A 20,096-nucleotide genomic window follows, 5' to 3' on the forward strand; every position below is an offset into this window, starting at 1 on the left:
AGCAGTATCCGCCGATATTTCTATAATGAATTTTTTATTTTGCCAGAACTTTATTGAATTTCTTTTTGCCTTTTTTCAGCACTACACCTTCACCTGTAAGTGCATCTTTGGCAACTGTGTATTTCACATCTGTGATCTTCTCACCGTCAATGGAAACACCGCCCTGCTCAATGGCACGACGTCCCTCGGAACGTGTTGGAACCATTCCTGCTTTTACAAGCATGGAGATCAGGTCGATTGTTCCTTCCTCTGAGAAGTCCTCGTCTGCAAGCTCAGTTGTCGGCATGTGTGCTGTATCAGCGCCGCCTGCAAAAAGTGCTCTTGCGCCTTCCTGCGCTTTCTTTGCTTCCTCTTCGCCATGAACCAGATTTGTCAGCTCGTATGCAAGGATTTCTTTTGCTTTATTCAACTGGCTTCCTTCCCATTTCGCCATCTCATCGATTTCTTCTAACGGAAGGAAGGTAAGGAGACGCATACATTTGATAACATCTGCATCATCCACGTTTCTCCAGTACTGATAGAAATCGAAAGGAGAAGTCTTCTCCGGGTCAAGCCATACAGCACCGGACTGTGTTTTACCCATCTTCTTACCTTCGGAGTTCAGAAGAAGTGTGATCGTCATGGCGTAAGCGTCTTTTCCAAGTTTACGACGGATCAGCTCTGTACCGCCAAGCATATTTGCCCACTGGTCATCACCGCCGAACTGCATGGTGCAGCCGTATTTCTGATACAGCATGTAGAAGTCGTAGCTCTGCATGATCATATAGTTGAACTCAAGGAATGTAAGTCCACGTTCCATACGCTGTTTGTAGCACTCGTGAGAGAGCATACGGTTTACAGAGAAATGTGGTCCAACATCACGAAGTACTTCCACATAATTTAAATTCATCAGCCAGTCTGCATTGTTTACCATTAATGCCTTGCCGTCTGAGAAGTCGATAAAACGCTCCATCTGTTTCTTGAAGCAGTCGATGTTGTGCTGAATGGTCTCCACTGTCATCATCTGACGCATATCAGATCTTCCGGACGGGTCACCGATCATACCGGTTCCACCGCCTAATAATGCGATTGGTTTATTTCCCGCCATCTGCAGACGTTTCATCAGGCAGAGCGCCATGAAATGTCCCACATGAAGGCTGTCTGCGGTAGGGTCAAAGCCAATGTAAAATGTGGCTTTTCCATTATTTACCATTTCTTTGATCTCTTCTTCGTCTGTTACCTGAGCAATCAGACCACGGGCTTTCAGCTCGTCCCAAACTGTCATTGTTTGTTTCCTCCTCGTAATAAAATAAAACAACCCGGTTCCTGTCCCTTTAGGACGAGAACCGGGTCCCGCGATACCACCTAAATTCGCAGAAAACTCGCATTCTCTGCCTCAATAAGTAACAAACCATGCCATTGTTATGATAAACAACGGTTCTCTCTGTTACTTAAGCATGTTAACGGATGCCACTCCGCTGCAGCCTACTTACCTTACAATATCTCTGAGGTGTTCGGTGCAGAGCTCCGGGAGGTATTCACATAAGTTCCCCACGCGCCTCTCACCTGCCGGCAGCTCTCTGTCTGTTTTCCCTATGTTACTCTTTCCCATCTGTGCTTTTTTATATCATATATCTGCAAGTATACAAATACAAAATTTATTTGTCAAGGAATTTATAACAATCCTCTTCATATTTCACCAACTTAAAGCATTAATGTACTCACCCTGAAATCCAGTCCACAAAGAATACATGTCCTTTGTACTGTTCATATTCCAGCTTGCTGAAATTAAGGTTCTGTGCCTTAAATGCTGCCGGAGTCATAAAGAATTTGTAATTGAAATCCTTTGTCTTAAATCCCGGGAGTGTTCTCTTTGTGCCATGATTCACATAGTTACTGAACACTTCCATGGCTGCCTTTGCTGCCGCATAGGCATTGGTCCTGTCCTCAAACTGGCCTTTCAGTCTTTTAAGAAGTGCTCCGTCTGTGACAACCGCATACTGGGTAGGTTTTCCCTGATATACCACATAACGGATCTGTGACGGAAATTCTTTATACTGGTCAATGGTACAGTTTAATACGCAAAGCGCAACTGCCTCCATTCCCACGACTCCCTGATCTCCTGCTTCTGCATCACACACTGCTGCCAGAAGATCCAGATCTGACACCTTTCCGTCTGCAATTCCCGGATGTTCCAGGAACTCTTCTTCCATATAGTAGTATTTATTATTCTTCGCATCAAAGACCTTGACATATTTGCCCTCTACTGTGTAATCATTACCGGAAGTCTTTGTTGCAGCACCGTCAGAATCAAACCTGTATGTAGTTCCGTCAATGGAAGCGATGGTATTTGCCAGCATCACTCCTGATGTATCAAAATAATATTTCTTTCCATCAAGCTCAAGCCAGCCTGTCTTCGCCTTACCATCTGAAGGGTTGAAATAATATTTCTTACTTCCTACGGTTCCGAAACCTTTCTGATAACGAACACCAGTTGATTTTGAAAAATAGTAATAGTCTGAGTCAATTTTCTCCAGACCTGTATACATTATTCCATTTGACGGCTTAAAGTATCTGTAATTTCCGGCACTGCTCTTCACCCAGCCTGTACACATACGTCCATTGGCCTGACTGAAATAGCGTTTCTGTTCTTTTTTGTTCTCCACCCAGCCTTTGGCCATAACGCCGGAACCGCTGTAAAAATAATATTTATATTCATCTGTATCTGTGAGCCAGCCTCTTGTCAGCAGGCCTGTTGTCTCATCAAAATGACGGGTATTTCCATTGGAATCAGTGATAAATCCTGTCACCATATATCCGGCTCCGCTGGTAAAGTATCGGATTGCCTGTCCGCTGGAGTCTTTTACCCAGCCTTTTACCTGAACTCCTGTTTTCTTATTAAAGTAATATTTCTTACCCTTAAGTTCCAGCCAGCCTTTCTGTTTGGAACCGTCTTTGTTTATGTAATAGGTTTTCCCTTTCTGAGTGACAAATCCTGTTTTTGTTGCCGCGGATACACTAAAACAGCCCATTACAAAAACGGTCATCACAAAAAGGAGCAGATACTTTAACAATAGTTTCCCATGTTTCTTCATTCTTATTCTCCGTTTCCTCTCTTTTTATACGTATTGTTTTACGTTTTAATTGGGTTATTGTTGCATTTCTTTCTCAATCATTACAGATTTGTTACGTGGTATATTATATCGGATTCATATATTATTGTCAACTTGTGAAAAGCAACAATTCGCATCGAACTTAAGGTTATTGGTTACTGTGAACATAATGAACAATGATGAAACTGTAACACTTTTTGCGGTTCCACATATGATAGGATTGTAAAGAAAAAAAACGGAGGATTTAATATGAGCGACTTAGCTGCTACAAATTGCGGATGTGAGGACAGAGGAGGATGCGGATGTGGCTGCGCTAATAACAGCGGATGCGGATGCGACAATGGCTGCGGATGTAATAACGGATGTGGATGTAACAGTGGATGGGGTCTTTCAGGCGGAAATAACTCCTGCTGTAATATCCTCTGGATCATCATCCTTCTGTGCCTGTGCGGAAACAATAACTGCGGATGCGGCAATGGCTGCGGCGGATGTGGCAACGGCGACAACTGCTGGATCATTATCGTGCTGCTTCTGTTATGCGGAAACAATGGCTGTGGATGTGGCTGCTGACAATCATTTTCTGTTGGCAGGGGGAGCTTTCCCTCTGCCTCTTTATATTTTACAGGATTATAACTTCGTCCTTATTATTCATGCTGCCTGATATTATCCTTATCTTTCATATTCCGGGAATTGATCCTGTCTGTTTTCTTTTCCTGGTGCACTGTCTGAGCACATTGTTTTTTCTTTTTCACACACTCCAGATCTATCTCATAAAAAGCATTTCCATCTATAATAAGCATTTCTTTCTTTTCTTCTGACTCTGATCCCATATCTGATTCTCCATTTTTTGCAACTGCAAACGCATGATACCTGCAGCAATTCCATAAAATTTGAGGCAGCGTGCAGTAAAGCAGTCTCACAGTTATTTAAATTCTACTTTATTATATGTCAGAATCCTTCTCCCCGTCATATTCTGTTAATAAAAAACATAAAATGGAAGCAGATATTATGAATGAAGAGCAGATTTCCCAGACTTTGCTGGATCAGATGGTCAGTTCTGACCGCGGACAGATGATAAAAGCCGCCATTCCTTATCTTCCGCCAAAAGGACAGCAGATTTTCTCAGTCTATGAAAAAGCGGTTGAATTTATCAATACGGTTTCTGTTTTCAGCAAAAGAAGTTCCGGCAGCGATCTGTGTGCCATGAGCATGCCGGCCCAGAATCCAGTGGATATCGTCAATGATATCCGCAGCTTCTGTTATGGTCCCAGCAGGGATAAATTAAATCAGATGGTAAATATGATGGCTATGGTTCAGATGCTGCAGCTCATGAATCAGCCTGCAGATGGTGAGAAGGAGGATTCCCATGAATGATGACTGGCGCAACAACCCGAAGCTTGCAGGCATGGATCGTTCCAAGCTTGATATGCTTCAGAATCTGGCTTCCCAGGGAAGTTCAAAGGGTGCAAATGAGATGCTGCCTTTCCTGATGAGTGCAGCTGCTCAGGGGAAAAAAGGCGGTCTGAAATTTAATGCTGATGAGATTTCTGCGATCATTGAAGTGCTGAAGATGGGGAAATCTCCCGCAGAGGCACAAAAACTTGATAAAGTGGTGAACCTTATGAAAATGATGCGGTGACCAAGCCCCCACCCACTGCTTATTGCTTTTCGCAGACTCCGCAGGAAACTTACCTGATTCGGTTAATACGAATTGCTATGATAACAAAAAGAGTACATTTCATCAACTTTCCGAAATGTACTCTTATGTTCAGTAATGTAACTTGTCACCAATTATTATCTGTCACATTTGTGCAATCTGTCGCAGATGAATGTCAGTGCCTGTACAACTGCCTGGTCTCTGATACTTTTTCTGTCACCTTCGAAATGAAATTCCCTCACAGTTGTCTTTCCTGCACAGTAACATCCCATAAATACGGTTCCCACCGGTGTCTCCTCTGTTCCACCGCCCGGACCTGCAAGCCCTGTCACAGAGAGACAGACATCGGTTTTGGCTGCTTTCGCACCGCCTTTTGCCATCTGTCTGGCACATTTGGCTGAGACAGCACCTTCTTTCTTCAGTGTGCTCTTCTTTACTCCAAGACATTTTCTTTTGGCGCGGTTTGTATATGTAACATAACCACACATAAATACCTCAGAAGCCCCCGGTACATTTACGATGTCCGCTGCTACCGCACCGCCTGTACAGGACTCGGCAAGAGACAGTGTCATTTTCTTTTTTTTCAGAAGTCCTACAACTGTTTCTTCTAATGCTGTTTTCTCTAATGCTGATTCTTCTGATGCTTCCTTTTCTGAAGCCATATTAAAGCCTTCTTTCTAATCCTGCATGGACAGAACACTCCTGTTCTGCCAGATATATGTGATCAGGGAAATAACGGTAAGTGCCAGAGAAAGCCAGATAAATATCTGTTCCAGAATATCAAACACTCCGCCCAGATCGATCAGCAGTAAAATGATCATGATCATCTGGGAAACCGTCTTGAATTTGCCCCAGTAGTTTGCCGCGATCACAACACCGTTCTCGGCTGCGATCAGACGGAATCCGCTGATAATAAATTCTCTTCCTATAATAATGATAACAAACCATGCCGGAAGTTTTTCCAGTTCAATAAAGCAGATCATTGCAGAACATACAAGAAGCTTGTCTGCAAGAGGATCCATGAATTTACCAAAGTTTGTCACCAGATTGTATTTTCTGGCAAGCTTTCCGTCAAACCAGTCGGTCACACTTGCAACAACAAAAATAGCAAGTGCTATATAGCGGTTTGCCTCACCGCCCAGGTCTGTAAGCATAAACAGTACAAGAAACGGAACCAGGATCATTCTGGCTACTGTAAGTTTATTCGGTGTATTCATCTGCCAACTCTCCTATCAAATCATATTCCAGTGCACCGGTCACACGTACCTTTGCAAAATCTCCTGTCATCAGGAGTTCTCCTGTCTGCACAAAAATATAACCGTCGACCTTTGGTGCATCTCCGTAAGTTCTGCCAATGTATGCGCTCTCATCTGCAACTTTTCCCTCGATCATCACGAGAAGTTCCTGTCCGATACGGTCAGTTCCCTTATCATAGGAAATCTCCTGCTGAAGCTCCATGATCTCGTCACGTCTGGCCTCTTTGACTTCTTCCGCAACCTGATCAGGCATCGTTGCTGCAGGTGTATCTTCTTCCGATGAGTAAGTAAATACTCCCAGACGGTCAAATTCCATCTCATCCACAAAGCTCATCAGCTCTTCGTGGTCTTCCTGTGTTTCCCCGGGGAATCCGGAGATCAGAGTGGTACGGAGCACGATGTCGGGAATCTCCCGGCGAAGCTTATTTACAATCTCCACCAGCTCTGCCTGTGTTGTCCTTCTTCCCATTCTCTTTAAGATACGGTCACTTGCATGCTGGATCGGAAGATCCAGATAATGGCAGATCTTCTTCTCCTCTTTCATGGTCTGGATCAGTTCATCGTAAATTTCCTCCGGATAGCAGTAAAGCACGCGGATCCAGCGGATTCCTTTGATCTTGCATAACTCTTTCAGGAGGATATGAAGAGATTTCTTTCCATATATATCAGTTCCATATACGGTTGTCTCCTGGGCGACAAGGATCAGTTCCTTTACGCCTTCCTCTGCCATCTCCTTTGCCTGTGTTACCAGACGTTCCATCGGAACGCTTCGGAATTTACCGCGAAGTTTCGGGATGATACAGTAGGTGCAGTGTTTATCACAGCCTTCTGCTATCTTGAGATATCCGAAATGTCCGCCTGTTGTGAGAACACGTTTGCCAAGCTTTTCCGGAAGATAATCAATATCTTTAAATTCCTGGAAATGTTTTCCTTCCATTGCTTCACGGATTGCCTTAAGGATGTCTCCGTAGGAAGTTGTTCCAAGTACTGCATCTACTTCCGGTACTTCCTCAATGATCTCATTCTTATAACGCTGCGCCATACATCCTGTGACAACCAGGACTTTACAGCTCCCGATTTTCTTGTATTCTGCCATCTCAAGGATGGTGTTGACGCTCTCTTCCTTTGCGTCATTGATAAAGCAGCAGGTGTTCACCACAATGGCCTCTGCTTCAGTTTCATCATCTACGATCTCGAACCCGTTACCTGTAAGAAGTCCAAGCATTTCTTCGGAATCTACAAGGTTCTTGTCACAGCCTAATGATACGAATAATAATTTCATAAATTCTCCTATAAGAATGTGCCTGAAAATATACCTCTGTAATTCTCAGACACATCCTTTTGTTTATCTATTGTGTTACCATCAGTTCTTACTCTTCGGTTGTTTCTGCAGTTGTTTCTGCAGTTGTTTCTTCTGCTGTTTCAGCAGTCTCTGTGATTTCAGAAGCCTGTGCTGATTCTTCTGCCTGTGCCTCAGCTGTCTGTTCTGTTCCTTCTTCATCCTCTTCTTCCGGAGCAAGGATCTTTACTTTTCCTTTGTAGAGCTCGTCGATCGCAACTGAGAGAGGTTTCTTGCCTGCCGCACCCTCTACCATTGGTTTGGAACCTGCAATGATCTGGCGTGCACGTTTACTTGCAGCAAGTACAAGGGAATAACGGCTGTTAAGGGACATTGTTGTATCGTCGTCCTCACTGTTTGTATTGATTGCTTCGATTAATTCTGTATAAGACGGATGTATCATGTATTTTCTCCTTTCTTTTAAGCGGTCTGGGCCGCATGTTTATCATTTCTGAAATGCTTTTGTCTGTTTCTGGATATCTGCGATAAATTCTGCATTTCTGGATACTCTGGAATGTTCACTCACAATAATCTGATGAAGATGGTCTACGCATTCCTCTACAGTATCGTTGACAAGAATATAGTCATATTGTCCCATACCTTCTGCCTCTTCACCGGCTCTTGCAAGTCTGTCTGCGATCACCTGTGCGGTTTCTGTTCCTCTGCCTGTGAGACGGCGTTCCAGTTCCTCCACAGTCGGCGGAGTTACAAACACCAGAAGTGCTTCCGGTATTTTCTCTTTGATCTTCATTGCGCCCTGGATTTCGATCTCAAGGATTACATTTCTGCCTGCCTGAAGCTGCTCTTCGACATAAGAGCGTGGGGTACCATAATAATTTTCCACATACTGGGCATATTCAAGCAATGCATCCTCTTCGATCAGCTTCTCAAATTCATCCCTTGTACGGAAGAAATATTCTCTGCCGTCCTCTTCACCGGGACGGGGTTTTCTGGTTGTTGCGGAGACAGATAATGCATAACCATCATATTTCTCCATGAGGCGTTTCATTACTGTGCCTTTTCCTGCACCGGAAAATCCGGAAACCACTACTAAAATTCCTTTATTCATGGGTCTCTCCCTTATCCTCGTTTTCATATATTTCTGCAAATCTCCGGGCAATGGTCTCAGGCTGAAGTGCGCTGAGCACCAGATAATCGTCGCTTGTGACGATCACTGCTTTTGTCTTTCGCCCCTGAGTTGCATCAATCAGTGACCGGGTTCCCTTTATGCTCTGCACCATTCGTTTTACAGGTGCCGCATCCGGGCTTACCACTGCCACGATTTTCTGTGAATTGACTACATTTCCAAAACCGATATTAATAAGTCTTGCCACGTTTTCTTCCTCTATTCTACGTTCTGGATCTGTTCTCTGACTTTCTCGATCTCTGTTTTCAGATCAATGGCAATGTTGGAGATCTCCAGATCACTTGATTTGGATAAAATCGTGTTTGCTTCTCTGTTCATTTCCTGTGCCATGAAGTCCAGTTTGCGTCCGATGCCTTCTTTCTCTGTTGTGAGCATCTTTTTCATGTTCCTGATGTGGCTGTGAAGGCGGACGGTTTCCTCATCATTGCAGATTTTGTCTGAAAACAGGATGACTTCTGCTGCGATGCGGTTGTCGTCGATCTGTGTATCTTCCAGCAGCTCGGAAACTTTTGCTTCCAGTTTGGTCCTGTAGGCATTGACTACTTCCGGAGAGCGGGCTTCTACACGTAATACTTTTTCTTCAAGGCTGTTCAGTTTTCCGATAAGGTCTTTCTCAAGATTTCTGCCTTCCAGTATCCTTGTCTGGACAAATTTCTCACATGCCTCGCGAAGGGGCGGTTCCAGAGATTCCCAGAGTGCTTCCTCATCAACAGACTGTTCTTCCATGACAAGTACCTCCGGATAGCGTGACAGAGTGCTGACTTTGATATCGTAGTCAAGGTCAAAGTCCTGCTGCATCTGTTTAAGACAGGTGATGTATTCGGATGCGAGTTCTCTGTTGTATTTGAGAGCTCCGTTGTCCATGGTGTAGTCTTCGTATGTGATGTATACATCAACTTTGCCTCTCTGGATGTAGGTTTTCATCAGGTTTCTGACTGCGCCTTCCAAGAAGTTGAGTTTTCTGGGCATTTTGATGCTGAGGTCCAGGTATCTGTGGTTGACAGATTTTAGTTCGATTGTTATTTTTCTTTCTTTGGTCACGACTTCTGCCCGGCCGAAACCTGTCATGCTTTTTATCATAGTTTTTCTCTCTTTGTCTGTCTATTAGTGTCGGGGTATGTGTGCCTGTTCTGGTTTACATACAGATTTATTATAGTTCATTATAGAATGGGAGTCAAACATTTTTTCGTTGATGGCGGTAGGAAATGTGTGGTATACTAGCAGAAGGGACGCCGCAGGTGGGACGCAGGTAGGACGCAGGAGAAAATAAATAGTTCCGGGCGCGGTTTCGGGGTTTAGTCAACTCTAAGGCTTCGGAAATCTGCTAAAGGCATGAAAAAAACAGCAAAACTCGCTTCGCTCAGACAGGTTGCTGTTTTTTTCATAACGCAGATTCCCGAAGCCTAAGAGTTACTACAACCCCTGCAAATGCGCCCGGAACTATTTATTTTCTCCTGCTGGTGACTGGCTGTTGGAGGTATATGGTATATCCTTTAAATTGAACGGCTTTCAGAAAAGCTTATTATAGTTTGTTTGTCAGAAAGGGCTTCGCCTTTCTGACGTAAAACGTTAATTATTCTGACTAACTGATTTATTTTTTCTTTTCTTGATCGTACTGTCGTATTGATTGAGTTTTGATTATTTTTACTGATTATTTTTTAAAGGAGTGTTTTTATATGGCTTTTGATGGAATTACGATTGCGGCTATGGTGAAGGAGCTGCATTTGAATTTGGATGGAGGACGGTTTAATAAGATTGCTCAGCCGGAGGCGGATGAGCTTTTGATTACGGGGAAGGGGGCGAATGGGCAGTGCAGGCTGCTGCTTTCGGCCAGTGCTTCTCTTCCGCTGATTTATTTTACTTCCAAGAATAAGCCCAGTCCTATGACTGCGCCTAATTTCTGTATGCTGCTGCGTAAGCATATTGGAAGTGCGAGGGTTTCGGATATCAGGCAGCCGGGGATGGAGCGTGTGGTGATGTTTGAGCTGGAGCATCTGAATGAGCTGGGAGATCCCTGTAAGAAGGTTCTTATCATGGAGCTGATGGGCAAGCACAGTAATATTATTTTCTGTGATGATAAAGGGATGATCCTGGATAGTATCAAGCATGTTTCTTCTCATATGAGTTCTGTGCGTGAGGTGCTTCCGGGAAGGGAGTATTTTATTCCGAAGACGCAGGATAAGCTGGATCCGCTGACTGTGAGTGAGGAGGAATTCTATGATGTTGTGTGCAGGAAGCCATGTAATGTTTCCAGGGCTGTTTACTCTTCTCTTACTGGAATCAGTCCGGTTGTTGCGGAGGAGATCTGTTTCAGGGCTTCGATCGACGGAAGTGATGCAGCGCAGTCTCTGGATGAGGCGGCGAGGGTGCATTTGTATCATACGTTCCGCAGGCTGATGGATCAGGTTGTGGAGGGGGATTTTTCTCCGAATATTGTTTACCGGGGGGAAGAACCTGTGGAGTATGGTGTGTTTGCGTTCCAGCAGTATGGACCGGAGTATCATTCTGTGGAGTTTGACAGTGTTTCACAGATGCTGGAGACTTATTATGCGACGAAGAATACGCTGACGCGTATCCATCAGAAGTCTTCGGATCTGAGGAGGATCGTGCAGACTGCGCTGGAGCGTAACCGTAAGAAGCTGAGTCTGCAGGAGAAGCAGATGAAGGATACTGCGAAGAAAGAGAAGTATAAGGTTTACGGGGAGCTGATCAATACTTATGGGTATGGGCTGGAGGATGGATGTAAGTCGTTTAAGGCTCTGAATTATTATACCAATGAGGAGATTACTATTCCTCTTGATCCTACTATGACTCCGGCGGAGAATTCCAAGAAGTATTTTGACAAGTATGGAAAGCTGAAGCGTACGGAGGAGGCTCTGACTGAGCAGATTGCAGATACGAGAAGTGAGATTGAGCATCTGGAGTCTGTTTCCAATGCTCTGGATATTGCTTTGGCTGAGAGTGATCTGGCACAGATCAAGGAAGAGCTGATGGAGTATGGATATATTAAGAAGCATTATGACCGCAGGAAGGGACAGAAGGCACAGAGTAAGTCTAAGCCGTTCCATTATGTGACTGAGGATGGGTATGATATTTATGTGGGAAAAAATAATTTCCAGAATGATGAGCTTACCTTTAAGTTTGCCACAGGGAATGACTGGTGGTTTCATGCCAAGAAGATGGCCGGTTCGCATGTGGTCGTGAAGTCTAAGGACGGCGAACTGCCGGATCATATCTTTGAGATTGCGGGACAGCTTGCTGCTTATTATTCCAAAGGACGTACTGCTCCTAAGGTGGAGATTGATTATATCCAGAAGAAGCAGGTGAAAAAGCCTGCAGGGGCGAAGCCTGGATTTGTGGTTTATTATACAAATTATTCGCTGATGGCTGAGCCGTCATTAAAAGGAGTCAGGGAAGTCTGATCATACTGTTGTATAGTTACAAATATTAAAAGAATTGCGGGAGCTGCTTTGCAGCGGAGTAAGTAATTCGTGGATGTCAGGTCAGGGGTGAAATACCTTTGGACCCTGACATTATATAACAATAATTAAGGAGAATTTCTTTTTATGAGTATTTTGAATGTTGAACATCTGACACATGGTTTCGGAGACAGGGCGATTTTTAATGATGTGTCTTTCCGCCTGTTAAAGGGCGAGCATATTGGACTGGTTGGTGCCAACGGGGAAGGTAAATCTACTTTCTTTAATATTGTAACCGGAAAGCTGATGCCGGATGAGGGTAAGATTGAATGGGCAAAGAATGTACGTGTCGGCTATCTGGACCAGCATTCTGTCCTTTCTCAGGGTATGTCCATCCGTGACGTGCTGAAGTCTGCGTTCTCTTATCTCTTTGAGATGGAGGAAAGAATGAATGGGATCTGTGACTCTCTTGGCACTGCTTCTCCTGAGGAGATGGATACTCTGATGGAGGAGCTGGGAACTATTCAGGATACCCTTACCATGCATGATTTCTATGTGATCGATGCGAAGGTGGAGGAAGTTGCCAGAGCCCTGGGACTTCTGGATATCGGACTGGAACGTGATGTTACAGACCTGAGTGGTGGTCAGAGAACCAAGGTTCTGCTTGGCAAGCTGCTTCTGGAGAAGCCGGATATCCTGCTTCTGGACGAGCCTACCAACTATCTGGATGAGGAACATATCGAATGGCTGAAGCGTTATCTGCAGGATTATGAGAATGCATTTATCCTTATCTCCCACGATATTCCGTTTCTGAATTCTGTTATCAATCTGGTTTATCATATGGAGAATCAGGAACTGAATCGTTATGTCGGGGATTATGACCATTTCCAGGAAGTGTATGAGGTGAAGAAGGCTCAGCTTGAGGCTGCTTACAGACGCCAGCAGCAGGAAATCAGTGAACTGAAGGATTTCGTTGCAAGAAATAAGGCCAGGGTTTCTACAAGAAATATGGCAATGTCCAGACAGAAGAAGCTGGATAAGATGGATGTGATCGAGCTTGCTGCCGAGAAGCCGAAGCCTGAGTTTCATTTTAAATACGGACGCACTCCGGGGAAATATATTTTCGAAACGAAGGATCTGGTTATTGGTTATAATGAACCTCTTTCCAGACCTGTTACTCTCTCTATGGAAAGAGGAAATAAGATTGCGCTGGTTGGTGCAAACGGTATCGGTAAGACGACTTTACTGAAGAGTATTCTGGGGTTGATCCCGTCTCTGAAGGGTTCTTGCGAACTTGGGGAGAATCTTCAGATTGGATATTTTGAGCAGGAAGTAAAGGGTGATAACAAGACTACCTGTATTGATGAGATCTGGGCGGAGTTTCCGTCTTATACTCAGTATGAGGTGCGGTCTGCTCTCGCCAAATGCGGTCTGACTACCAAGCATATTGAAAGTCAGGTACGTGTACTGAGTGGCGGGGAGCAGGCGAAGGTGCGTCTGTGTAAGCTGGTGAATAAAGAAACGAACATTCTGCTTCTGGACGAGCCTACCAATCATCTGGATGTGGATGCAAAAGAAGCTTTGAAGCAGGCATTGATCGAATATAAGGGAAACATTCTCCTGATCTGCCATGAACCGGAGTTTTACCGCGATGTGGTTTCTCAGGTATGGGACTGCAGTAAATGGACTACAAAAGTATTATAATAATTGGTACATGAAGGGTTATTACAAATGAGTAAATCAAAAACTGTGGATCTGACTTCCGGTCCGATCCTGAAAACTCTGGCAGAGCTGGCTCTGCCTATCATGATTTCTTCCATGCTGGGAACAGCATACAGTATTATGGATATGGCATGGATCGGACTGCTTGGTGCAAAGGCGGTTGCAGGCGTGGGAGTAGGCGGAATGTATGTCTGGCTCTCCCAGGGGCTTGCATCCCTGTCAAGAATGGGCGGACAGGTAAATACAGCTCAGGCATGCGGGCGCAAAGATTATGACCAGGCACGTTCCTATGCCGCCGGTTCTCTGCAGCTCACTGCACTGTCCGGCATCTTGTTTGCTGCTGTCTGTGTTATTTTCATACAGCCTCTGCTGGGATTTTTTAATCTGACCGACGCAGAAACTTATACTGCTGCCAGATCTTATACATTGATCACCTGTGGACTGATCCTTTTTTCTTATCTGAATCTGACGCTGACAGGACTCTCTACTGCGCAGGGAGATTCCCGCACTCCCCTGCTTGCAAATTTTATCGGGCTTGCAGGAAATATGATTCTGGATCCGCTGCTGATCCTTGGCATCGGACCTTTCCCGAGGCTGGAGGTTGCCGGAGCCGCTATTGCGACAGTAAGTTCACAGATTCTGGTTTTTGTGGTGATGGTTATGCGTATCCGGCATTCCAGACTGGAGCCCAATGTTTTACAGCATCTGAATCTGCTGTCTGTTTTTCCAAAAGAATATTATAAGCACATTTTCAGGATCGGGTTTCCCACAGCTATACAGGGAAGCATTTACTGTTTCATCTCCATGATTCTGACCCGTATGGTTTCTGGTTATGGTGCTGCCGCTATTGCAACGCAGCGTGTTGGCGGACAGATTGAATCCGTATCCTGGAATACTGCTGATGGTTTTGCTTCAGCACTGAATGCTTTTATTGCCCAAAACTACGGTGCACGAAAAAAAGACCGTATCCGTAAAGGTTACAGTCTGTCATTTCGCGTTCTCACAATTTGGGGCCTGTTTGTCACTGCAGCTTTTGTCTTTCTTCCGGAACCAATTGCCAGGTTATTTTTCCACGAAAAAGAAGCTCTGGATACTGCTGTCAATTATCTGGTCATTATCGGATTCAGTGAAGTCTTTATGTCCATTGAGCTGATGACAGTGGGCGCATTATCAGGACTTGGACGCACCAGATTATCCAGTACGATCAGTGTGATCCTGACAGGCTCACGAATCCCGCTGGCATTGATCCTGACACATGCGGGAATGGGATTAAATGGTGTATGGTGGGCGCTTACAATCTCTTCTATCGTGAAGGGAATCGTGTTTACACTGACATTCCGGCATATCAGCAGGCGGTTGCCTGAAAAGGTCTCTTAATACAGCTGGCAAACTCAAAAGAGGACTGTTCAGAAAAATTTCTGTCAGTCCTCTTTTTACTGTTTCTATTATTTCGCAACAAAGTTTACGATCTTATTCGGTACATAAATCTCTTTGATAAGGTTCTTGCCTTCCAGGAAGGAAGCAATTCTCTCGTCTGCTTTTGCGATCTCGAATGCTTTTTCTTTTTCGCATCCGTTAGGGATTACGATTGTTCCTCTTACTTTACCGTTCACCTGTACACCGATCTCAACGGTCTTGGCAATTGTTTTACCTTCATCGTATTTCGGCCATTCGGAAACTGCCAGTAAGCCTTCACCTCCGATAAATTCCCAGATTTCTTCGCAGATATGTGGCGCAAACGGGCTAAGCAGTTTGATAAAGATGGTAAGGTCATCTTTGCTTAAGTGTCCTTCTGCTGTGATCTCATTAATGAGTGTCATCAGGCTGGCGATCGCTGTATTGAATTTCAGGTTCTCGATATCAGAAGAAACTTTCTTGATGGTACGGTGGAGTTTCATCTCCAGTTCATCAGATACAGATTCTTCAGAAAGGATATCTGTCAGACCTGCAACACGGTCCAGGAACTTTTTACAGCCCTTTACAGAGTTCTCGCTCCATGGTGTAGCTGCGCCATAGTCACCCATAAACAGCACATAGGTACGAAGAGTATCTGCACCGTATTCTTCTACAATATCCAGCGGGTCAACTACATTACCCTTGGATTTACTCATTTTATCTCCGTCCGGTCCGAGGATCAATCCCTGGATGGAACGTTTTGCGTATGGTTCCGGTGTATTTACTACGCCAAGATCATACAGGAAATGATGCCAGAATCTGGAGTAGATCATATGTCTGGTAACATGCTCCATACCACCATTGTACCAGTCAACAGGCATCCAGTATTTCAGTTTGTCCATATCAGCCAGTGCATTTGCATTGTGCGGATCTGTATATCTTAAGAAATACCAGGAAGATCCTGCCCACTGAGGCATAGTATCTGTCTCACGCTTCGCTGCAGCACCGCATTTCGGGCATGTGCAGTTTACGAAAGAATCAATCTTTGCAAGTGGGGACTGTCCGTCTTCACCCGGCTCGAAGTCCTTTACATCCGGCAGACGCAGCGGAAGTTCGTTCTCCGGAACTGCCACAACACCGCAGTTCGGGCAGTGAATAAGCGGGATTGGCTCACCCCAGTATCTCTGGCGGTTGAATGCCCAGTCTTTCATCTTATACTGAACACCGGCTTTACCGATTCCTTTTTTCTCCAGTTCTTCCAACATACGCTCAATAGAATCTTTCTTCTTTGCATATCCGTTCAGGAAATCGGAGTTTACCATTTCGCCGTCGCCTGTATAGGCTTCTTTGGAAATATCTCCGCCTTTGATAACTTCGATAATGTCGATGCCGAATTTCTTCGCAAAATCATAGTCACGCTGGTCGTGAGCAGGTACTGCCATGATAGCACCTGTACCATATCCCATCATTACATAGTCAGCAATGTAGATCGGGATTTTCTTACCGTTAACCGGGTTGATTCCCTCAAGTCCCTGGATTCTCACACCTGTTTTATCTTTTACAAGCTGAGTTCTCTCAAACTCTGTTTTCTTTGCACACTCATTACGATATGCAGTGATCTCATCCATGTTTGTGATTTTATCTGCATATTTGTCAATGATCGGATGTTCCGGTGCGATTACCATGAATGTTACACCAAACAGAGTATCCGGTCTGGTTGTATAGATTTCAAGTTTCTCATCGATTCCGTCAACATCGAAGTTAACGAAAGCACCTTTTGATTTACCGATCCAGTGGATCTGCTGCTGTTTTACATTATCCGGATAATCTACATCTTTCAGACCTTCCAGAAGCTTATCTGCATACTGGGTGATCCTTAAATACCATACATCTTTGGATTTCTGAACAACATCGCTGTGGCAGATATCACATTTACCGCCCTGGCTGTCTTCATTGGAAAGGACTACTTTACAGTGCGGGCAGTAATTAACCAGTGTTCTGTCTCTGAATACAAGACCTTTTTCGAACATTTTCAGGAAAATCCACTGTGTCCATTTGTAGTAGTCTTCATCTGTTGTATCGATCACACGGTTCCAGTCAAAGGAAAATCCAACTTTCTTTAACTGGTTTGAGAATCTCTTGATGTTCTCATCTGTGATGATACGTGGATGTGTTCCGGTCTTTACCGCGTAGTTCTCTGTCGGGAGACCAAATGCATCAAATCCGATCGGGAAAAGTACATTATAGCCTTCCATACGACGTTTTCTGGAAATAACCTCCAGACTGGAATATGCTTTGATATGTCCTACGTGCATACCGGCACCGCTTGGATATGGGAACTCTACCAGACCATAGAATTTAGGTTTGTCACTGTTATCTTTGGCTTCGAAGACTTTGGCCTCTTCCCATTTTGCCTGCCACTTAGGCTCGATCTTTTTAAACAAGTATTTCATCTCTATACTTCCTCCAACATTTTGCTGTATGTGAACTACCCGGCAACAGAGTTACCAGGGCATCTGACTTAAGGCGAGATATCGTCTTTTTCAGGGTGCGTCCATGACACCACTACTGTTTGCTCCACTGAGCTACACAGCTGCTTTTATTATTTCCGGCGGTTTCAGTCCGATTATGGACATCTTATCCTAAAAATTTATTTTAATTCAACAAAGGCTGTTTGTCAATGTAACGTTTCGTTGTATCTAGTGTTTTTGCTTTACAAATGGCACTTATTTCGCATTTTCGAGTAATACACCACTAGAGTGTATCAACAAAACGTAAAAAACAGGACATTCCGCATCTCTGCAAAATGTCCTGCCATTTTTATTTCTTAACTATATTTTAATTACTGCGCTAACACAAATTACTGCTCTATCAGTAATTACCCTTTTTTATTCTTCAGCTTTATCCACTTTGCTTGCTCTTGCTTCAATCTCTTTTGCCTGGATATCGTTCGGAGCCTGCTCGTAGCGTGCGAATTCATAGGAGAATTCTCCGCTTCCGCCTGTCATGGAGCGCAGATCTGTGGAATATCCATAGATCTCAAGCTGAGGTACATCTGCCTCAATGATCGTATTTCCCTGATGGTCAGGAGTCATACCCAGAACACGGCCACGGCGTTTGTTCAGGTCACCCATAACATCACCTGTGTATTTATCCGGAACTGTTACTTTCATGGATACGATTGGCTCTAAGAGTACAGGTGATGCATCCATGAAGCCTTTTTTGAATGCAAGGATGGTAGCCATCTTAAATGCCATTTCAGAGGAGTCTACCGGATGATAGGAACCATCATACAGAGTAGCTTTCACACCAACTACCGGATATGCAGCCAGAGGTCCCTTTAATACGCATTCCTGAAGACCTTTCTCAACTGCCGGGAAGTAGTTCTTCGGAACTGCACCACCAACTACAACCTGTTCAAATTCATAAGGTGTCTCCAGATCGCCTGATGGCTCGAAACGCATCTTAACATGTCCATACTGTCCATGTCCACCGGACTGTTTCTTATGTTTACCCTCTACATCTGCATTCTTACGGATCGTCTCGCGGAACGGAACCTTCGGTTTGCTCAGCTCAACATCTACTTTGTAGCGTTCTTTTAATTTATTCATAACGATATCGAGATGCTGATCACCGATACCATAGATAAGGCTCTGACGGTTTGCACTGTCATTTACTACACGAAGTGTCTTGTCTTCACTCATCATCTTCGCAAGTGCCTGGGAAATCTTATCCTCATCACCCTTCTTCACTGCTTTAAATCTCTTGCAGGTATATGGTGTGGAAAGGAGTGCCTTCGGATAAAGAATCGGATTTGCTTTTGTCGCAAGGCTGTCACCAGTCTGTACGCTGTTTAATTTGGCAATTGCACCAATATCACCGGCATGAAGTTCCGGAACCTCGATCGGTTTGGATCCTTCAAGTACATATAATTTATTCAGACGTTCTTCTTCGCCTTTCTCTACGTTTAATAAAGTGTCATCGGATTTGATAACACCGGAGCATACTTTAATAAGAGAATATTTGCCAAGGAACGGGTCTGCAATTGTTTTCCACACATATGCGGATTTCACTTTCGTGAAGTCGTAGTTTGCTTCAAAGATCTCATTTGTCTTCTGAGCGATTCCGTTGCAGGAGCGTTTGTCCGGGCTTGGGAAATATCCGCAGATATCATCCAGTAAGTTGGATACACCGCGAAGATTGATCGGTGAGCCCATGCATACAGGTACGATAGATGCTTCCTGTACGTTCATTGCAAGTGCTGCGGAAACCTCTGTTACCGAGAATGTATCACCTTCAAAATAACGGTCCATGAATTCCTCGCTGGTCTCTGCAACAGATTCCATAAGGATATCGTGATATTTCTCCAGATATTCATCCAGGTATTCAGGAATCGGGCATTCCTCTTTCTTACCTTTATCTATGTACTTACGTCCTGCCTGTTTTACAACATTTACATATCCTACAAATTTGCCGTCTTCACGAATCGGGAAGTGAAGCGGTGCGATCTTCTTGCCGTAGAGTTCAGTGAGCTGTTCTACTACTTTACGGTAGCTGACATCATCTACGTCCATATCTGTGACAAAGATCATTCTCGGAAGTTTATATTTCTCACATAAGTTCCATGCCTTCTGTGTTCCAACCTGAACGCCTGCTTTACCGGAAACTACAATGATCGCTGCATCTGCTGCGCTTACTGCTTCTTCTACTTCGCCTACGAAATCGAAATATCCGGGAGTATCCAGCACATTGATCTTTACCTTATCCCATGGTACCGGGATCAATGTGGTAGAAATGGAAAAATGTCTCTTAATCTCTTCTTTGTCATAATCGCTGACAGTATTTCCGTCTTCTACTCTTCCGAGACGGTTAGTCATTCCTGCTAAGTAAGCCATTGCTTCTGCCAGTGTAGTTTTGCCAGCGCCCCCATGACCTAAAAGGACTACATTTCTAATTCGGTCAGTTCTAAATACATCCATGTTGCGTACCTCCCTGTTTGTCTGTTATGTTATTGCCGCCTGCAACGTCCGCAGCAACGATATGGCTATATATTACTAAATTTTTTTATA

At 44.3% G+C, this 20,096-nt stretch carries 18 protein-coding genes and 1 other annotated feature; of the genes, 6 read left to right on the forward strand and 12 right to left on the reverse strand.

Going from position 1 to position 20,096, the window contains the following annotated elements; translation table 11 throughout:
- Positions 1–34: 34 nt before the first annotated feature.
- Both tyrS and ACESZG_RS03270 read right to left on the reverse strand, forming a co-directional pair.
- A complete protein-coding gene (gene tyrS / locus ACESZG_RS03265; protein WP_008704520.1) occupies positions 35–1,264 on the reverse strand; it encodes a tyrosine--tRNA ligase in 1,230 nt (409 codons plus the stop codon).
- Positions 1,265–1,311: 47 nt separating this feature from the next.
- Positions 1,312–1,603 (reverse strand) — a binding site (T-box leader).
- A gap of 97 nt (positions 1,604–1,700) precedes the next feature.
- Positions 1,701–3,074 carry a cell wall hydrolase gene (locus ACESZG_RS03270; RefSeq protein ID WP_243104626.1) on the reverse strand — a complete coding sequence of 458 codons (1,374 nt, stop codon included), beginning with the start codon at positions 3,072–3,074 and terminating at the stop codon, positions 1,701–1,703.
- Between the two features lie 267 nt (positions 3,075–3,341).
- Between ACESZG_RS03270 and ACESZG_RS03275 the strand changes: the two genes are divergently transcribed.
- Entirely contained in the window at positions 3,342–3,662 is a 321-nt protein-coding gene (locus tag ACESZG_RS03275; RefSeq protein WP_008704523.1) for a hypothetical protein, read from the forward strand.
- 74 nt (positions 3,663–3,736) lie between these two features.
- Here the strand turns inward: ACESZG_RS03275 and ACESZG_RS03280 are convergent, their stop codons facing one another.
- Positions 3,737–3,922, reverse strand: coding sequence for a hypothetical protein (locus ACESZG_RS03280; RefSeq protein ID WP_173681285.1), 186 nt, complete (start codon positions 3,920–3,922; stop codon positions 3,737–3,739).
- A gap of 178 nt (positions 3,923–4,100) precedes the next feature.
- Here ACESZG_RS03280 and ACESZG_RS03285 point away from each other — a divergent pair, with 178 nt between their 5' ends.
- Both ACESZG_RS03285 and ACESZG_RS03290 read left to right on the forward strand, forming a co-directional pair.
- On the forward strand, positions 4,101–4,466 hold the full coding sequence (locus ACESZG_RS03285; protein ID WP_055150147.1) for a hypothetical protein: 366 nt from the start codon (positions 4,101–4,103) through the stop codon (positions 4,464–4,466).
- Positions 4,459–4,731, forward strand: a complete 273-nt coding sequence (locus ACESZG_RS03290) for a hypothetical protein (RefSeq protein WP_008704527.1) — start codon at positions 4,459–4,461, stop codon at positions 4,729–4,731. Before ACESZG_RS03285 ends, ACESZG_RS03290 begins: the two co-directional genes overlap by 8 nt.
- Before the next feature lie 155 nt (positions 4,732–4,886).
- On the opposite strand, the gene ACESZG_RS03295 is transcribed toward ACESZG_RS03290, so the two are convergent.
- The 7 genes from ACESZG_RS03295 to ACESZG_RS03325 form a co-directional block, all read right to left on the reverse strand.
- Entirely contained in the window at positions 4,887–5,411 is a 525-nt protein-coding gene (locus ACESZG_RS03295; protein WP_173681286.1) for a CinA family protein, read from the reverse strand.
- Positions 5,412–5,426: 15 nt separating this feature from the next.
- Entirely contained in the window at positions 5,427–5,966 is a 540-nt protein-coding gene (gene pgsA / locus ACESZG_RS03300; RefSeq protein WP_008704529.1) for a CDP-diacylglycerol--glycerol-3-phosphate 3-phosphatidyltransferase, read from the reverse strand.
- Complete coding sequence (gene rimO, locus ACESZG_RS03305) at positions 5,950–7,287, reverse strand: 30S ribosomal protein S12 methylthiotransferase RimO (protein ID WP_373217545.1); 1,338 nt, start codon at positions 7,285–7,287, stop codon at positions 5,950–5,952. The genes pgsA and rimO overlap by 17 nt, the downstream gene beginning before the upstream one ends.
- An 88-nt stretch (positions 7,288–7,375) precedes the next feature.
- On the reverse strand, positions 7,376–7,747 hold the full coding sequence (gene rpoZ, locus ACESZG_RS03310) for a DNA-directed RNA polymerase subunit omega (RefSeq protein ID WP_195382612.1): 372 nt from the start codon (positions 7,745–7,747) through the stop codon (positions 7,376–7,378).
- A gap of 42 nt (positions 7,748–7,789) precedes the next feature.
- Complete coding sequence (gene gmk, locus ACESZG_RS03315) at positions 7,790–8,413, reverse strand: guanylate kinase (RefSeq protein ID WP_008704533.1); 624 nt, start codon at positions 8,411–8,413, stop codon at positions 7,790–7,792.
- Positions 8,406–8,678, reverse strand: a complete 273-nt coding sequence (locus ACESZG_RS03320) for a DUF370 domain-containing protein (protein WP_008704535.1) — start codon at positions 8,676–8,678, stop codon at positions 8,406–8,408. The genes gmk and ACESZG_RS03320 overlap by 8 nt, the downstream gene beginning before the upstream one ends.
- Before the next feature lie 11 nt (positions 8,679–8,689).
- Positions 8,690–9,571, reverse strand: a complete 882-nt coding sequence (locus ACESZG_RS03325) for a YicC/YloC family endoribonuclease (protein ID WP_373217548.1) — start codon at positions 9,569–9,571, stop codon at positions 8,690–8,692.
- A 596-nt stretch (positions 9,572–10,167) separates the two neighbouring features.
- Between ACESZG_RS03325 and ACESZG_RS03330 the strand changes: the two genes are divergently transcribed.
- From ACESZG_RS03330 to ACESZG_RS03340, 3 genes are all read left to right on the forward strand, one after another.
- Positions 10,168–11,913: an NFACT family protein gene (locus ACESZG_RS03330; RefSeq protein WP_055059422.1), complete on the forward strand. Its 1,746-nt coding sequence runs from the start codon at positions 10,168–10,170 to the stop codon at positions 11,911–11,913.
- A 144-nt stretch (positions 11,914–12,057) separates the two neighbouring features.
- On the forward strand, positions 12,058–13,614 hold the full coding sequence (locus ACESZG_RS03335) for an ABC-F family ATP-binding cassette domain-containing protein (protein WP_373217550.1): 1,557 nt from the start codon (positions 12,058–12,060) through the stop codon (positions 13,612–13,614).
- A gap of 27 nt (positions 13,615–13,641) precedes the next feature.
- A complete protein-coding gene (locus tag ACESZG_RS03340) occupies positions 13,642–15,009 on the forward strand; it encodes an MATE family efflux transporter (protein ID WP_373217552.1) in 1,368 nt (455 codons plus the stop codon).
- Positions 15,010–15,077: 68 nt separating this feature from the next.
- Here the strand turns inward: ACESZG_RS03340 and leuS are convergent, their stop codons facing one another.
- Both leuS and ACESZG_RS03350 read right to left on the reverse strand, forming a co-directional pair.
- Positions 15,078–17,480: a leucine--tRNA ligase gene (gene leuS, locus ACESZG_RS03345; protein WP_022381115.1), complete on the reverse strand. Its 2,403-nt coding sequence runs from the start codon at positions 17,478–17,480 to the stop codon at positions 15,078–15,080.
- A gap of 435 nt (positions 17,481–17,915) precedes the next feature.
- Complete coding sequence (locus ACESZG_RS03350; protein WP_373217554.1) at positions 17,916–20,006, reverse strand: elongation factor G; 2,091 nt, start codon at positions 20,004–20,006, stop codon at positions 17,916–17,918.
- Positions 20,007–20,096: the final 90 nt, after the last annotated feature.

Origin of the sequence: Blautia sp. Marseille-P2398 (genome assembly GCF_964240315.1) — a bacterium.
GTDB lineage: Bacteria > Bacillota > Clostridia > Lachnospirales > Lachnospiraceae > Blautia_A > Blautia_A wexlerae.

Coding starts and splice junctions, on each gene's coding strand:
- tyrS (WP_008704520.1), bottom strand. CDS start 1,264: ATGACAGTTTGGGACGAGCTGAAAGCCCGTGGTCTGATTGCTCAGGTA.
- ACESZG_RS03270 (WP_243104626.1), bottom strand. CDS start 3,074: ATGAAGAAACATGGGAAACTATTGTTAAAGTATCTGCTCCTTTTTGTG.
- ACESZG_RS03275 (WP_008704523.1), top strand. CDS start 3,342: ATGAGCGACTTAGCTGCTACAAATTGCGGATGTGAGGACAGAGGAGGA.
- ACESZG_RS03280 (WP_173681285.1), bottom strand. CDS start 3,922: ATGGGATCAGAGTCAGAAGAAAAGAAAGAAATGCTTATTATAGATGGA.
- ACESZG_RS03285 (WP_055150147.1), top strand. CDS start 4,101: ATGAATGAAGAGCAGATTTCCCAGACTTTGCTGGATCAGATGGTCAGT.
- ACESZG_RS03290 (WP_008704527.1), top strand. CDS start 4,459: ATGAATGATGACTGGCGCAACAACCCGAAGCTTGCAGGCATGGATCGT.
- ACESZG_RS03295 (WP_173681286.1), bottom strand. CDS start 5,411: ATGGCTTCAGAAAAGGAAGCATCAGAAGAATCAGCATTAGAGAAAACA.
- pgsA (WP_008704529.1), bottom strand. CDS start 5,966: ATGAATACACCGAATAAACTTACAGTAGCCAGAATGATCCTGGTTCCG.
- rimO (WP_373217545.1), bottom strand. CDS start 7,287: ATGAAATTATTATTCGTATCATTAGGCTGTGACAAGAACCTTGTAGAT.
- rpoZ (WP_195382612.1), bottom strand. CDS start 7,747: ATGATACATCCGTCTTATACAGAATTAATCGAAGCAATCAATACAAAC.
- gmk (WP_008704533.1), bottom strand. CDS start 8,413: ATGAATAAAGGAATTTTAGTAGTGGTTTCCGGATTTTCCGGTGCAGGA.
- ACESZG_RS03325 (WP_373217548.1), bottom strand. CDS start 9,571: ATGATAAAAAGCATGACAGGTTTCGGCCGGGCAGAAGTCGTGACCAAA.
- ACESZG_RS03330 (WP_055059422.1), top strand. CDS start 10,168: ATGGCTTTTGATGGAATTACGATTGCGGCTATGGTGAAGGAGCTGCAT.
- ACESZG_RS03335 (WP_373217550.1), top strand. CDS start 12,058: ATGAGTATTTTGAATGTTGAACATCTGACACATGGTTTCGGAGACAGG.
- ACESZG_RS03340 (WP_373217552.1), top strand. CDS start 13,642: ATGAGTAAATCAAAAACTGTGGATCTGACTTCCGGTCCGATCCTGAAA.
- leuS (WP_022381115.1), bottom strand. CDS start 17,480: ATGAAATACTTGTTTAAAAAGATCGAGCCTAAGTGGCAGGCAAAATGG.
- ACESZG_RS03350 (WP_373217554.1), bottom strand. CDS start 20,006: ATGGATGTATTTAGAACTGACCGAATTAGAAATGTAGTCCTTTTAGGT.